Origin of the sequence: Vogesella indigofera, assembly GCF_028548395.1 — a bacterium.
Lineage (GTDB): Bacteria > Pseudomonadota > Gammaproteobacteria > Burkholderiales > Chromobacteriaceae > Vogesella > Vogesella indigofera_A.
The window spans coordinates 332177-347264 of the sequence record NZ_JAQQLA010000003.1; the positions used below are offsets into that span (position 1 = coordinate 332177).

Annotated in this window: 14 protein-coding genes; 11 read left to right on the plus strand and 3 right to left on the minus strand. The window is 63.4% G+C overall.

The window, feature by feature from the left end:
- Positions 1–43 precede the first annotated feature (43 nt).
- The gene (locus PQU89_RS03555; RefSeq protein ID WP_272764649.1) at positions 44–595 is read left to right on the plus strand and encodes a hypothetical protein; all 552 of its coding nucleotides are present in this window, start codon (positions 44–46) and stop codon (positions 593–595) included.
- Positions 596–1077: 482 nt separating this feature from the next.
- Here the strand turns inward: PQU89_RS03555 and PQU89_RS03560 are convergent, their stop codons facing one another.
- A complete protein-coding gene (locus tag PQU89_RS03560) occupies positions 1078–1506 on the minus strand; it encodes an Hsp20/alpha crystallin family protein (protein WP_047966329.1) in 429 nt (142 codons plus the stop codon).
- 147 nt (positions 1507–1653) lie between these two features.
- A complete protein-coding gene (locus PQU89_RS03565) occupies positions 1654–2307 on the minus strand; it encodes a GntR family transcriptional regulator (RefSeq protein ID WP_272764650.1) in 654 nt (217 codons plus the stop codon).
- 361 nt (positions 2308–2668) lie between these two features.
- On the opposite strand from PQU89_RS03565, the gene PQU89_RS03570 reads away from it, so the two are divergent.
- Both PQU89_RS03570 and PQU89_RS03575 read left to right on the plus strand, forming a co-directional pair.
- Entirely contained in the window at positions 2669–4006 is a 1338-nt protein-coding gene (locus PQU89_RS03570; protein ID WP_272764651.1) for a glutamine synthetase family protein, read from the plus strand.
- Between the two features lie 207 nt (positions 4007–4213).
- Entirely contained in the window at positions 4214–5572 is a 1359-nt protein-coding gene (locus tag PQU89_RS03575; protein ID WP_272764652.1) for an aspartate aminotransferase family protein, read from the plus strand.
- A gap of 126 nt (positions 5573–5698) precedes the next feature.
- On the opposite strand, the gene PQU89_RS03580 is transcribed toward PQU89_RS03575, so the two are convergent.
- The gene (locus tag PQU89_RS03580; protein WP_272764653.1) at positions 5699–6442 is read right to left on the minus strand and encodes a hypothetical protein; all 744 of its coding nucleotides are present in this window, start codon (positions 6440–6442) and stop codon (positions 5699–5701) included.
- A gap of 143 nt (positions 6443–6585) precedes the next feature.
- Here PQU89_RS03580 and PQU89_RS03585 point away from each other — a divergent pair, with 143 nt between their 5' ends.
- The 8 genes from PQU89_RS03585 (at position 6586) to PQU89_RS03620 (ending at position 15087) form a co-directional block, all read left to right on the plus strand.
- Entirely contained in the window at positions 6586–7401 is an 816-nt protein-coding gene (locus tag PQU89_RS03585; RefSeq protein WP_272764654.1) for a basic amino acid ABC transporter substrate-binding protein, read from the plus strand.
- A 67-nt stretch (positions 7402–7468) separates the two neighbouring features.
- Positions 7469–8212: an amino acid ABC transporter permease gene (locus PQU89_RS03590; protein ID WP_272764655.1), complete on the plus strand. Its 744-nt coding sequence runs from the start codon at positions 7469–7471 to the stop codon at positions 8210–8212.
- A gap of 117 nt (positions 8213–8329) precedes the next feature.
- Entirely contained in the window at positions 8330–10990 is a 2661-nt protein-coding gene (gene gyrA / locus PQU89_RS03595) for a DNA gyrase subunit A (RefSeq protein ID WP_272764656.1), read from the plus strand.
- Positions 10987–11457: a PaaI family thioesterase gene (locus tag PQU89_RS03600; protein WP_272764657.1), complete on the plus strand. Its 471-nt coding sequence runs from the start codon at positions 10987–10989 to the stop codon at positions 11455–11457. Before gyrA ends, PQU89_RS03600 begins: the two co-directional genes overlap by 4 nt.
- Positions 11454–11900, plus strand: a complete 447-nt coding sequence (locus PQU89_RS03605) for a PaaI family thioesterase (protein ID WP_272764658.1) — start codon at positions 11454–11456, stop codon at positions 11898–11900. Before PQU89_RS03600 ends, PQU89_RS03605 begins: the two co-directional genes overlap by 4 nt.
- 25 nt (positions 11901–11925) lie before the next feature.
- A complete protein-coding gene (gene serC / locus PQU89_RS03610; protein WP_272764659.1) occupies positions 11926–13011 on the plus strand; it encodes a 3-phosphoserine/phosphohydroxythreonine transaminase in 1086 nt (361 codons plus the stop codon).
- 141 nt (positions 13012–13152) lie between these two features.
- Positions 13153–14370 (plus strand): MFS transporter, encoded by a 1218-nt coding sequence (locus tag PQU89_RS03615; protein WP_272764660.1) that lies wholly within the window; start codon positions 13153–13155, stop codon positions 14368–14370.
- A 126-nt stretch (positions 14371–14496) separates the two neighbouring features.
- Entirely contained in the window at positions 14497–15087 is a 591-nt protein-coding gene (locus tag PQU89_RS03620) for an O-methyltransferase (RefSeq protein WP_272764661.1), read from the plus strand.
- The last annotated feature ends 1 nt before the right edge of the window (position 15088 follow it).

The following is a 15088-nucleotide window of genomic DNA, read 5'->3' on the forward strand; positions in this document are numbered from 1 at the left end:
ACCTTCCTTGACACGATGAACCAGATTGGGAGGGCATGGGATCATGTTCAACAAGGATCGTTTTATCCAGGATTGTTTGGGCGCGCTTTCCGGGGGCCATGAGGCGATTAGTGAGCTGGTGGCCGAAGTGGTTTCGGATGGCACGGGTATCATGGCCGAGCTTGGCGAGCCGGAACATGCCGGACTTACGCCGCTATTCAGATCGCCCGACCTTACCGTCATCAGCTTTGTCTGGGCGCCGTGCATGAGCCTGATGCCGCACAATCACCAAATGTTTTCGGTGGTCGGTATCTATACAGGGCGCGAGGACAACGTCTTCTGGAAGCGGACGGGCACGACGATCGCGGCAGTCGGTGCCAAGTCGCTGGGTGCTGGAGATGTTGCCACGCTCGACCGCGACGTCATCCACTCAGTGCTGAATCCGATAGGGAAGATGACTTGTGCGCTACACGTTTATGGCGGTGATTTCTTCGCGCCCCCCGTACCGCGTAGTGAGTGGGACCACGAAACGCTCATCGAACAGCCATGGAACGTTGAGCACGCAAAGTCGCTATTTCGGGAGGCTGAGGCGCGCTTTCGTGCACACCCCGGGTAGCCAGGTGAGCTGGCTACTCCAGGCACCTCGAAATGCGCAACATGCCGTTTTCCCGCGGATTCCATTTATGGCACTGACACGACTACAAGGTCTTCAACACTTGGGCTCTTGAGGCCTCTGCAACGAAGGGTCGGGTCTCGTATCGGCCCATCGCAATGAAGAATTCGCGGCTTCCCAAGAGTCAAAAAGGCGAGCGACACGGCACGCACTCCCTGTCCGGCAGGTCGCTCAAGCAGCCATCCAGATGGCTGTCCTGTCTATCTCCAGAAGGCTGGTTCCCGGCCGATCTCCTTCACTCACTTTCCCGTCGCCCACTATTTCAACGCAGCATGCAAATGCTAACCGTCCGCTGTGCAATTGGCTGCCCAGCGGCGCATGACCCGCGCACCAGCCACCTGCGGCCAACCTTGGCCACTTTTCACCAGCACCACACATGATAAAGCCCGGCCGCCGGGGCCGGGCTTGCTGCGGCCCGCGACTGTCTATTCCACGATCAGGCGCTTGCCGTTGCCGCTGCTGTGCTTCTTCGGCAGCGTCAGTGTCAGCACGCCGTTTTCGTACTTGGCGCTGGCGCCGTCGCGGTCCAGATCGGACGGTAGCTGCAGGCTGCGCGACACCATGCCGTAGTAGCGTTCGCTGCGCAGGTTCTGTTCATCCTTGCTCTGTTTGTCGAACTGTTTCACTTCGGCCTTGATGGTGAGCTGGGCGCCCTCGATCTCGACGTGGATGTCGTCCTTGGATACGCCGGGTAGCTCGGCCAGTACCGTGAAACCGGTGTCGGTTTCCTTGACGTCGAGCTTGATCTGCGATGGCAGCGCATCGCCGTGCAGGGGCTTGATGAAGAAGCCGTGGCCGCTGAAATCGCGGAACAGGTCGTCAAACAGGGTGCTGCGGGAAGGAAGCAGGCTCATCGTACTCTCCTTGGATAATCAGATGCTTAGGGCGGCCGTGGTGGCTGCTCACCCCCGGTATAGTGCCCGTTGGCGCAAACGACAAGGAGGGCTGGTCGGCCGGCTTGATCTGGCGCAAGCGCCGCCGGCCGCGGCAAAGCGCGGCGATCAGCCGGGGCGGCAGCTGAGGCGCAGGTAGCTGCCGGCGGTGCGCAAATCCTGCTCGATGGCGCGGCGCACCGCGTCGGCGTCGCCGGCCTGCAGCGCGTCCAGCAGCGCGTGGTGGGCGTCGTTCATGGTCTTCCACACCGTCAGGTCCTGGTGCAGCTGGTTGGAGATCGGGCCGACATGCAGCCATACCGTCTCGATCAGCGACAGCAGCAGCGGCGAACCGCTGGCGCGGTACAGCTGCAGGTGGAACAGCTCGTTGGCGTCGAGGTAGCCCTTGATGTCGTCCGCAGCGATGGCGCTGTCCATGGCGCGGCACAGCTGCAGCAGCCGCTCGCGCTCCGTTGCGGCCAGCCTTTTCGCGCCGCGGAAGGCGGCTTCGCCTTCCAGCAGGATGCGGTTTTCCAGGATGTCGTCGAACTGTGTCTCGCTAAGCTGCGGCACCTGCACGCCACAGTTGGGGATGTTCAGCAGCGCCTTTTCGGCGGCCAACCGTTGCAGCGCGGCGCGTACCGGCATCTGGCTGACGCCCAGCTCCTCGGCCAGCTGGCGGATCTTCAGCCGCTCGCCAGGCAGCCAGCGCCCCAGCATCAGCCAGTGGCGCAGCGTGTCGTAGGTCTCGTCTTGCAGGGTGGAGGCGGTGCTGGTTTTCATGGTACGCAGTCAGGACAAATTGGCGGCAAGCATAGCAGAAGCCTGCCGCAGTCTGGGCGGTGCACCGGCCTGCGCGATGGTGGTGCCGGGGTGGCGGTGCCGGCTGGCGACGTGCGCGGCTAGTCGGGCGGTGTGTGTGGTCGCCGTTCAGGCGCAAGGTTGGCCGCAATGGTGCGGCCATTTTTGTGGTCATTGCAAATATTTGATCAAATATTGACATGAGTATTTGATCAAATTTACGATGCGCGGCATGACCTGCGTTTTGCAGCGGCGTTCCGAGCTGTCACGGCGATGAGCAAAGCGGGCAAGAACGGTGGGCGACAGGCTACAAATAATCGAGACAGCCCGCAGGAGAACGACCATGAACGAGCAACTGGCCGCGTTTTTACGCGAGCACAACATCCATGAAGTGGAGTGCGTGATACCGGACATGACCGGCATGGCGCGCGGCAAGATCGTGCCCAAGGGGCTGTTTCTGGCCGAGGACACCATGAAAATGTCCAAGGCGGTGCTGACCATCACCGTCAACGGCGAGTTTGCCGAGTTCGAGCGCTTTGCCGGCGCCAACGACCCGGACATGGTGTGCCGGCCGGACCCGTCCACCATCCGCCTGGTGCCGTGGGCAATCGAGCCGGTGGCGGTAGTGATCCACGATTGCGAGGATTTCGACGGCACCCCGGTCGGCATCTCGCCGCGCGCGGTGCTGCGCAAGGTGCTGCAACTGTACGAGGCACGTGGCTGGCGGCCGGTGGTGGCGCCGGAGATGGAGTTCTACCTGATCCGCCAGAACACCAATCCGCACGAGCCGCTACGCCCACCCTCCGGCCGCGCCGGCCGCTCCGAGGTGGGGCGGCAGTCGTTCTCCATCGACGCGGTCAACGACTTCGATCCCTTCTTCCAGGAACTGTCGGCGTTCTGCGAGGCGGCGCAGCTGAAGGTGGAAACGCTGATCCACGAGGTCGGCGCCTGCCAGATGGAGATCAACTTCAGCCACGGCGACGCGATGGCGCTGGCCGACCAGGTGTTCCTGTTCAAGCGCGCGGTGCGCGAGACCGCCTACCGTCACAATATCTTCGCCACCTTCATGGCCAAGCCGATGGAAGGCGAGCCGGGCAGCGCGATGCACATCCACCAGAGCATCGTGGCCTGCGATAGCGGCGAGAATATCTTCTCGCTGCCGGACGGCAGCGCCAGCGAGCTTTTCTTCCACCACATCGGCGGCATGCAGCGCTACCTGCCGCGGGCGATGCCCATGTTCGCGCCGTACGTGAACAGCTACCGTCGCCTCAGCCGCCACACCGCGGCGCCGATCAATGTGCGTTGGGGCTACGACAACCGCACCTGCGGTATCCGCATCCCGCCGTCCAGCCCGGTGGCGCGGCGGGTGGAAAACCGCGTGCCCGGCGTCGACGTGAATCCGTATCTGGCGATGGCGGCGACACTGGCCTGCGGCTACCTCGGCATGGTGAACCGGATCGAGCCGTCGGCACCGATGAATGACAGCGCCTACAACCTGGACTACGAGCTGCCGCGCAGCCTGGAAGACGCGGTGGAGCTGATGCAGGACTGCCCGGAGCTGGCGACGATCCTCGGCGAGGAGTTCGTGCAGGCGTTCTGCGCGGTGAAGGAGAAGGAGTTCGAGACCTTCAACCGCGCCATCACCGCCTGGGAGCGCGAGCACTTGCAGCTGCATGTGTAAGCGCTTTCTGACGATCTGCGGCGCTACGGCGCCAGGTTCGAGCTGGGCGGGCGCCTTGACGACGGCTCAGCGTCGCCGCCCTCGGTCTTTGCCTTGCCGCGCGCTGGCTCGCGAGAGCGTCAACCGCGGCTCCGCGTGGCACCGGATGCATTCACCGCCTGCGGCCAACGTTGGCCGCAGCCGATACAACAATTCAAGGAGACACCCATGATCATCCGCCACGGCATCAACTGGGACAAGGCGCAGGCGTTGCAGATCGCCGAGCGCAACGCCTTCATCGGCCGCATGCCGCGTTCGCGCGAGCTATCGGCGCAAGCCGCCGGCCACCTGCTGTTCGGTGTGCCGCTGCACTGGATGAACGACTGGTCGACGCCGTTCTCGCTGTACGTGGCAGCGGCGCAGGGCGCACGCTTCCAGGACGTGGACGGCCACGACTACGTGGATTTCTGCCTCGGCGACACCGGCGCCATGTTCGGCCACAGTCCCAAACCGGTGGCCGACGCCATCGCCCGCCAGGCGCAGCGCGGCTACACCGCCATGCTGCCCAGCGAGGACGGCGTGTGGGTGGCGCAGGAACTGGCGCGCCGCTTCGGCCTGCCGTACTGGCAGTTCGCGCTATCGGCGTCGGACGCCAACCGTTTTGCCATCCGCTGGGCGCGGGCGATCACCGGCCGCAGCCAGGTGCTGATCTTCAACGGCTGCTACCACGGCACGGTGGATGACGTGTTCGTCGACCTGGTGGCCGGCCAGCCGCAGACCCGCGACAGTCTGCTGGGTCAGGTGTACGACATTACGCAGCATACCCGCAGCGTGGAATTCAACGACCTGGTCGCGCTGGAAGCCGCGCTGCAGGACGGCCAGGTGGCCTGCCTGCTGGCCGAGCCGGCAATGACCAATATCGGCATGGTGCTGCCGCAGCCGGGTTTCTGGCAGGCGGCGCAGACGCTGTGCCAGCGCTACGGCACGCTGCTGCTGATCGACGAAACCCACACCATCAGCAGCGGCCCCGGCGGCTACACCCGCGCCCATGGCCTGCAGCCTGACCTGCTGGTGGTCGGCAAGCCGGTGGCCGGCGGCGTGCCGTGTGCAGTGTACGGCTTCAGCGAGCAGACCGCGCGGCGTGCCGAGGAGGCCAAGCGAACGGCACCACCGGGGCATAGCGGCATCGGCACCACGCTCACCGCCAACCTGTTGGCGATGGCGGCGATGCGCGCGAATCTGGCCGAGGTGATGACCGACGAAGCCTACCAGTACATGTTCGGCCTAGCCGAAAGGTTGGCCGCAGGGCTGCGCGGCGTTATCGCGCAACATCAGTTGCCGTGGTGCGTGACGCAGATCGGCGCGCGCACCGAGTTCCAGTTCTCCGTCACATCGCCGCAGAACGGCAGCGAGGCCGACAAGATTCTGGATAGCGAGCTGGAGCACATCGTGCACCTGTTCCTGCTCAACCGCGGCCTGCTGATCACCCCGTTCCACAACATGATCCTGGTATGCCCGGACACCACCGCGGCGGATGTCGACCGGCTGGTGGTGGCGTTCGGCGACTTCGTGCGGCAGGTGCGTTGAGCGCGTGGCACGCTGCTGTTGGGGTAGGGGTGGCAAGCTGGAATGGCCAAGCTGAAATGGCCAAGTTGCAATAAATACGGCCCGCCAGTTGGCGGGCCGTGTGCTTGCCGTTGTCGGACGAGCGGCTTAGTGCGCCTGACGCCGCGGCTGCTGGTGGCGTCGTGCCTTGGCGCGGGTCTTGCGCGTGGCTTTGCTAACGCTGCTACGCTTGCCGCTGGCGTTCAGCGCGGCTTTGCGTGTCTTGCGCTGTTTGAGGGTTTGCTTGCTGCCGGTGCGGCTGGCCTTGGCCTTTACGTGGGTGCTGCGCTTTGCGGTGTTCGCTGCCGCGTTCTGGCGCTTGCGGGCGGCGAGGCTGCGCTGCCCGGCGCCGGCCTTGCGGCTGGCGACCACTTTGCCATTTTTGGTGCGCTTGCCCACCGTGCGCTGACGAACTGCGGCTTTTTTGCCGACTCGTACCGCCTTGTTGCTGCGCACGCTCTGCTTGCCGTTGCGCAGCTGCTTGCGCGCCTTGCCGGCGCGTTGCGCCGTGGCCGCCTGCTTCAGTTGGCGTGACGATTTCCGGGCGGCCGGCTGGCCTTGGCTGCGCTTGCTGCGGCGCGTTTCTGTCTGGTCGCGGCGCGACTGTACTCGCGGGCTGCTGGTTTTATCTTGAGTGCCGGCCACTGTTGCGGGCTGAATATTGCGCGCAGGTACGTCGTTTGCTTTATTACTGCCGCTACTGGCGGGAGCCGGCTTGCTGACGGTCTTGCTTTGGCGTGGCGGCTGGAAGTCGCCCGGCAGCGGGGCGTCTTCACCGGTGGCAAAGCTGTTGCCGGCGCAGCTCAGAATGAGGGCGCCAAGTGCTGCAGCGCAAAAACGGGACAATGGCATGGTCGGTAATGTCGTTGGCTAAATAATGTAGGTATAAATATCCGGCTGCGGTGCGTTGTGGCACCGTAACGGGCTTGTTATATTAGCACGCGCGCCGTTTCGGGGACGAACGGTCAATACGAGAATCGACGGAGATTACAAGTATGAAGAACACGAGAAGAACGCTGCTGGCGGGGATGTTGTTATCGGTTTTTGCCGTGGCAGGTTGCGGCAAGAAGGCGGAAGAACCGGCAGCATCGGCAGCCAGTGATGCGGCGCCGGCGGTGGCGCAGGTGGCCGAGTACGTGGTGGGTACCGATGCCAGCTATGCACCATTCGAGTTCCAGAACGACCAGAGCCAGATCGTCGGCTTCGACATCGAGGTGTTGAGCGCGGTGGCAGACAAGGGCGGTTTCAAGGTCAAGTTCGTCAATACGCCGTGGGAGGGCATGTTCGCCACCCTGGGTCAGGGCGACCGCGACATCCTGTCTTCGGCGATCACCATCACCGACGAGCGCAAGCAGAGCATGGACTTCTCCGAGCCATACTTTGAAGCGCGCCAGCTGATCGCGGTGGGTAAGGGCGTCACCGACGTGAAGACCTTCCAGGATCTGAAGAACAAGAAGGTGGCGGTACAGACCGGCACCACCGGCGACGAAGTGGTGCAGAAGCTGCTGGGCAAGACCAGCTCCAGCATCAAGCGGTTCGAGAGCATGCCGCTGGCGCTGAAAGAGCTGGAAACCGGCGGTGTTGACGCGGCGGTGGGTGACAATGGCGTGGTGATCAACTACGTGAAGAATAACCCGCAGCACGGCATGACCACGGTGGAAGACCTGCAGAGCTTCGCACCGGAGTATTATGGCTTCGCGGTGAAGAAGGGCAATCAGGAGCTGCTGGCCAAGGTCAACGCCGGTATCAAGGCGATCAAGGCTGACGGCACCTACGACCAGATCTTCAACAAGTATTTTGGCACCAAGTAATCAATTAGCTGCATGAAGAACCGGGCCAGCCTTGAGCCGGCCCGGTTTTTTTGCAGGGGGAAGCAATATGGATTTTCGCTGGGGAATGATCGCCGACTACGCACCACTGTTTGTGGAGGGCGTGCAAATGACGATCATCATTACGCTGGTGGCGGTGGTGTTCGGCACTCTGATCGGCCTGTTCATGGGCATGGCGCGGCTGGCGGATGCGCCGCACGGCCTGAGCCGTTATCTGGTGCGCTATCTGGTGCGCATGCCGGCCGGTGCCTACGTGACCTTTTTTCGCGGCACGCCCTTGTTCGTACAAATCCTGCTGGTGCACTTTGCGCTGATGCCGCTGCTGATCCATCCGGTGGATGGCCTGGTGGTCAATGGCGATATCGCCCGTGACATCCGCCAGAATTACGGTGCCTTCATTTCCGGCCTGCTGGCGCTGACGCTGAACGCCGGTGCCTACATCACCGAGATCTTCCGTGCTGGTATCCAGTCCATCGACAAGGGGCAGATGGAGGCCGCGCGTTCGCTGGGGCTCTCCTACGGCCAGACCATGAAGTTCGTGATCGTGCCGCAGGCGTTCCGCCGCATGCTGCCGCCGCTGGGCAACGAGGCGATCATGCTGCTGAAAGACAGCTCGCTGGTGTCGGCGATCGGTCTGGCCGAGCTGGCCTTCGCCGCGCGCACCGTGGCCGGGGTGTACTCGCGCTACTGGGAGCCGTACCTGACCATTTCCTTCATCTATCTGGCATTGACGATGTTGATGGCGTGGGGGATTTCCCGTCTGGAGAAAAAGCTGCAGATCGGCGCGCGCTGAGCGTTCCCTGCTGCTTGGTAAAAAGGCCGCGACAGCGGCCTTTTTGCTTGTCTGGCGGGCGTCTTGGTGTCATTTCGTGTTAGAATATCGAATATTTTGCCATGATTACGGATTTCCATGACCGACCAGCTTTTTGCCAAGGAAACACTCCCGATTAGCCTGGAAGAGGAGATGCGCCGTTCCTATCTCGATTACGCAATGAGCGTGATCGTCGGCCGCGCCCTTCCTGATGTCCGAGATGGCCTCAAGCCCGTGCATCGCCGGGTGCTGTACGCCATGCATGAGCTTTCCAACGACTGGAACCGTGCCTACAAGAAATCGGCGCGTATTGTCGGCGACGTGATCGGTAAGTATCACCCGCACGGCGATACCGCGGTGTACGACACCATCGTGCGTCTGGCACAGAATTTCAGCCTGCGCTACCCGCTGGTGGACGGTCAGGGCAACTTCGGCTCCATCGACGGCGATAACGCCGCCGCGATGCGATACACCGAAATCCGCATGGCGCGCATCGCGCACGAACTGCTGGCCGACCTCGACAAGGAAACCGTCGACTTCGGTCCCAACTACGACGGCTCCGAGCAAGAGCCGCTGATCATGCCGACGCGCATCCCGAACCTGCTGATCAACGGCAGCTCCGGTATCGCGGTGGGCATGGCCACCAATATTCCGCCGCACAACCTGAACGAAGTGGTCGATGCCTGCTTGGCGCTGCTGGACAACAGCGAGCTGACCATCGACGAGCTGATCGACATCATCCCTGCGCCGGACTTCCCGACCGCCGGCATCATCTACGGTACCGCCGGCATCAAGGAGGCGTACCGCACCGGTCGCGGCCGCGCCATCATGCGCGCCCGTGTCCACTTCGAGGACATCGGCAAGGGCGACCGTCAGGCGATCATCGTCGACGAGATCCCGTACCAGGTGAACAAGTCGCGGCTGCTGGAACGCATCAGCGAGCTGGTGCGCGAGAAGCTGATCGAGGGCATTTCCGACCTGCGCGACGAGTCGGACAAGTCTGGCATGCGCGTGGTGATCGAGCTCAAGCGCGGTGAAATGCCGGAAGTGGTGCTCAACCACCTGTACAAGCTGACCCAGCTGCAGGACAGTTTCGGCATCAACATGGTGGCACTGGTCGACGGCCAGCCGCGCCTGTTGAACCTGAAGCAGATCATCGACGAATTCCTGCGCCACCGCCGCGAGGTGGTGACGCGTCGTACCATTTTCGAACTGCGCAAGGCGCGCGAACGCGGCCACATCCTCGAAGGTCTGGCGGTGGCGCTGTCCAACGTCGACGAGATCATCGCGTTGATCAAGGCTTCCGAAGCCCCGCCACAGGCCAAGGCCGCGCTGATGGGCCGCGCCTGGCGCTCGGAGCTGGTGGAAGGCATGCTGTCGCGCGTCGACCAGAGCTATGCCCGCCCGGATGGCCTAGCGGCCGAGTACGGTCTGCACGGCGACGGCTACCGCCTATCCGAAGTGCAGGCCCAGGCGATTCTGGACCTGCGCCTGCAGCGCCTGACCGGGCTGGAGCAGGACAAGATCGTCGGCGAATACCGCGAGATCATGGACACCATCCTGGACCTGATCGACATCCTGGCGCGTCCGGAGCGCATTAATCAGATCATCCATGACGAGCTGACCGCAGTGAAGCTGCAGTACGGCGACAAGCGCCGCTCCGAGATCGAGCCGTTTGGCGGCGACATCAACATTGAAGACCTGATCACGCCGCAGGAGATGGTGGTGACCCTGTCGCACACCGGCTACCTGAAGGCGCAGCCGGTCGACGACTACCAGTCGCAGCGCCGTGGCGGCCGCGGCAAGCAGGCGGCGGCGACCAAGGACGACGACTTCATCAACACGCTGTTCGTGGCCAATACCCACGACTACGTGCTGTGCTACTCCTCGTTCGGTCGTTGCTACTGGATCAAGGTCTACGACATGCCTCAGGGCGGTCGTACCAGCCGCGGCAAGCCGATTGTCAACGTGCTGCCGCTGGCGGAAGGCGAGAAGATCAACGCCATGCTGCCGGTGAAGGCGTTTACCGGCAACGACAGTGCCGAGCTGGACGACGATATCGAAGTCAGCGACAAGGTCAAGGGCCCGTTCGTGTTCATGTGTACCGCCAACGGCACTGTGAAGAAGACACCGCTGGAAGCGTTCTCGCGGCCGCGCAGCGCCGGCATCATCGCCGTCAAGCTGGACGAGGGCGACAAGCTGGTCGGCGTGGCGCTGACCAGCGGCAACGACCAGATCATGCTGTTCTCCAATGCCGGCAAGGCGGTGCGCTTCGATGAAAGCGGCGTGCGTGCCATGGGCCGTAACGCCACCGGCGTGCGCGGCATGGCGCTGGGTGAAGGCCAGCAGGTGATTTCGCTGCTGGTGGCCAACAGCAACGAGCAGCAGGTGCTGACCGCCAGCGATGGCGGCTATGGCAAGCGTACCCGTGTCGGCGAGTTCCGCCACACCAGTCGCGGCACCCAGGGTGTGATCGCCATGGACCTGACCGACAAGACCGGCTTCGCGCTGGTGACCGCCAGCCTGGTGGAAGACAGCGACGACGTGATGCTGATCACCACCGGTGGCGTACTGATCCGTACCAAGGTCGACCAGGTGCGCGAGACCGGCCGTGCGGCGCAGGGTGTGCGCCTGATCAACCTGGACGACGGCGAGAAGCTGATCTGCCTGGTGAAGGTCGCCGAAAGCGAAGACGACGCCGCGGAAGAGGGCGACGAGGCTGCGGCCAACCTTGAGGCGGGCGAGGGCGCGGCAGAATGACGGAGCAGGCACCGGCCAATGAAAAGCTGCTGGCGACGGCTGGCGCGTTGTTCGTGTCCTTCCCGCACTGCGTGACGCTGGGCATGCAATACCTCGGCAGCGTTGGCCGCAAGCCGACGCTGAAGGTGGAGTGGCGCGACGATCTGGTCGGCAATCCGGCCAGCGGCGTGCTGCATGGAGGGGTGATCACCTCCATCGTCGACACCACCAGCGCCATCGCGGTGACCGCGCACATGACCGAGCTGGAAACCATCGCCACGCTGGACCTGCGCATCGACTACCTGAAGGCGGCCACACCGGGCAAGACCATCTACTGCACCGCCGAGTGCTACCGCATGGCCAGCCAGATCGCGTTCACCCGTGCCGTGTGCTACCACGACAGCCCGGATGACCCGATCGCCCATGGCGTCGCCACCTTCATGCGCGACTCCAATCCGAAACCGATGCTGGTGGAGGGCACGGCATGAGCCAGTTCATGGAAACCTTCCTCGCGCTGCGCGACGAGAAGCGCTTCGCCGACATCATCGCCGCGGTGCCATACGCCCGGCTGATGGGCGTGGAGTGCGGCGAAGACGCCGCCGGCGAGCTGCTGTTCTCGCTGCCTTTTGCCGAGCGCAATGTCGGCAACACCACGCTGCCGGCGCTGCATGGCGGCCTGATCGGCGGCTTTCTGGAAAATGCGGCCTTGCTGCACCTGATGTGGAACCGCGAGTCGCTGGAAGCGCCTAAGATCGTGGACTTCTCGCTGGATTATCTGCGCTCCGGCAGGGCCACCACGCTGTATGCGCAGTGCGAAATCACCAAGCAGGGCAAGCGCGTGGCGCACGTGCTGATCGAGGCCTGGCAGGAAGACCGCCGCAAGCCGGTCGCTGTCGCTCGTGCGCACTTCCTGCTCAGCACTCCTTCCTGATTTTGACGAGAAATAGAGGATAGTCATGGCCAAGGTGTACAACTTCTCAGCCGGTCCTGCCGTATTGCCCCACGAAGTGCTGGCAACCGCCCAGGCGGAAATGCTGGACTGGCACGGCTCCGGCATGTGCGTGATGGAAATGAGCCATCGCGGCAAGGAGTTCATGGAGATCATCCACGATGCCGAGCAGGATCTGCGCGCATTGATGGCGATCCCGGCCGGTTACAAGGTGCTGTTCCTGCAAGGCGGCGCCTCGCAGCAGTTCTCCATGGTGCCGCTGAACCTGGCACCGGTGGACGGCCATATCGACGTGCTGGATACCGGCCACTGGTCGAAGCTGGCGGTCAAGGAGGCGCGCCGCTACACCGGCGTCAACGTGGTGGCCAGCAGTAGCGACAGCAACTACGCCGTGGTGCCGGATGTGGCCAGCTGGCAGCGTACGCCGGATGCCGCCTACTTCCACTACACCTCCAACGAGACCATCGGCGGCCTGCAGTGCCCGTTCGTGCCGGACGTCGGCGATACCCCTTTGGTGTGCGACATGTCATCCGACTTCCTGTCACGCGAAGTGGACGTGTCCAAGTTCGGTCTGATCTACGCCGGCGCGCAGAAGAACATCGGCCCGTCCGGCCTGACCGTGGTCATCGTGCGCGAAGACCTGCTCGGCCATGCCCAGGCGCAGACGCCGACCATGCTCGACTACCGCGTGCACGCAGACGCCGACTCGATGTACAACACCCCGGCCACCTATCCGATTTATATCGCCGGCCTGGTGTTCAAGTGGTTGAAGACGCAGGGCGGCATCAAGGGCATGCAGGCGCGCAACGACGAGAAAGCCGGCCTGCTCTACCACATGATCGACAGCAGCAACGGCTTCTACTTCAGTCATGTGCAGGCGCCGTACCGCTCGAAGATGAACGTGGTGTTCCGCCTGAAGGACGAGGCACTGGAAGACGTGTTCCTTTCCGAAGCGAAAAAGAACGGCCTGATGCAACTCAAGGGTCATCGCTCGGTCGGTGGCATGCGCGCCTCGATCTACAACGCGATGCCGATCGAAGGCGTAAAGGCGCTGGTGCACTTCATGGAAGACTTCGCCCGCCAGCACGGCTGAGCGACAAGGTTGGCCGCAACGCAAAACCCGTCCATGGACGGGTTTTTTCATTGTTCGCAATCCGAATCAGTGTTTTTGCCGTGGCGACTGGTCGTCGGCACATTAAGCAAGCATCATGTCGCTCTTGCTCCGGAGTTTTCCATGACAGCCAATCGCCCCCTGATGTTCTTGTTGCTTGCCGCCGGTACCGTGGTCACCCTCAGCATGGGTATCCGCCACGGCTTCGGTTTTTTCCTGCCGCCGATGACGCAGTCGTTCGGCTGGACCCGTGAAACCTTTGCCTTTGCTCTGGGATTGCAGAATCTGGTGTGGGGATTGGCGCAGCCGTTTTCCGGGGCGCTGGCCGACCGGCACGGCCCCGGGCGCGTGCTGCTGGCCGGTGGCGTGCTCTACGTCGCCGGGCTGGCGCTGATGACGCTGTCCAGTAGCGGGGTGCTGCTTTCTGGCTCCGCCGGCTTGCTGATCGGCCTTGCCCTGTCGTGCACCACTTATAGCGTGGTGTTCTCGGTGATCGTGCGCGCGGTGTCGCCGGAATTCCGTTCCCGCGCCATGGGGCTGACGGCGGCGGCCGGCTCTTTCGGCCAGTTCATCATGGTGCCGATCGAGCGCGGCCTGATCGATGGCCTGGGCTGGATGCCGGCGCTGTTGGTGCTGGCGATTACCGCCGCCTTGCTGCTGCCGCTGGCGGCGCCGCTGGAAAAAGCCTACCGCCAGGCGCCGGCGCTGCCGGTAATGCAGGGCAGCATGCTGCGCGGCATGAGCGACACCTTTGCCATGGCCTGGCAACAGCGTTCGTTCCGCCTGCTGATGATCGGCTATTTTGTCTGCGGCTTCCAGGTGGTGTTCGTTGGTGTGCACCTGCCTGCCTATCTGCGCGATCACGGTCTGTCCGGCGAGGTGGCCAGTCTGGCGCTGGCGCTGATCGGCTTGTTCAATATCGCCGGCACCTACGTCGCCGGTCACCTCGGCAGCAGTCGGCCGAAGCCGATGCTGCTGGCCGGGATCTACTTCCTGCGCAGCATCGTGGTCACCGTCTTCATTCTGGCGCCGCTGACGCCGTGGTCGGTGGCGCTGTTTGCCGCGGCCATGGGCTTCTTGTGGCTGTCGACGGTGCCGCTGACCAATGGCGTGCTGGTCAGCCTGTTCGGCGTGCGCCACCTGGGCATGCTGTCGGGCGCGGTATTTTTCTCGCACCAGGTCGGCAGTTTCCTCGGGGTGTGGCTGGGCGGGCTGCTGTACGATCGTACTGGCAGCTACGACGTGGTGTGGTGGCTGACGGTGTTGCTGGGGCTGCTGGCCACTGCGGCCAACCTGCCGGTGCGCGAGCAGCCGGTGCCGGCGGTGGCTGCGCAATCATGAGCTGGCTGGCGGCGGCGTGCGGTGTGCTGGTGCTGGTGCTGGCGGCGGGTGTGTGGGCGTACCTGCGCCCGGATTTCGTGGTCGATGCGGCAAACCTGATTGCCGCCTGTTTCTGAAGGGGATGGCATGTTGACTGGAGAGCGGCTGGCACGGTTGCAGCAATTGTGGGAAGACAACGAGGCGCACGACCGCCATGCGGCCGCGCGTGCCGAGAAGCGGCTGACCATTACGCCGCAGACCGGGCGCTTCCTGTACCAGCTATCACGCACCCGCCGTGCTCGCATCACCCTCGAAATCGGCACCTCCAGCGGCTATTCCACGCTGTGGCTGGCGCTGGCGGCGCAGGCGCACAAGGGGCGGGTGGTGTCGGTCGATCATTCTGCGCACAAGATCGCGCTGGCGCACGCCAACCTGCAGGCGTTCGCGCTGGAGCCGGTGGTAACGCTGCATACCGACGACGCGTTCGCGGTGCTGGCCAATACCGCCGACGAATCGGTCGATCTGCTGTTTCTCGACGCCGACCGGCAGCGTTATCCCGGTTACTGGCCGGAGATCACGCGCATCCTGGCACCCGGCGCCTTGCTGGTGATGGACAATGCCTTGTCCCATGTCGAAGAATGTGCGCCTTTTGTACAAGCAGTGCTTGCTACGCGTGGCTATCTCGCGGAAACTTACCCCATCGGAAAAGGCCAGTTTGTCATACTGAAAGACTTGTAAA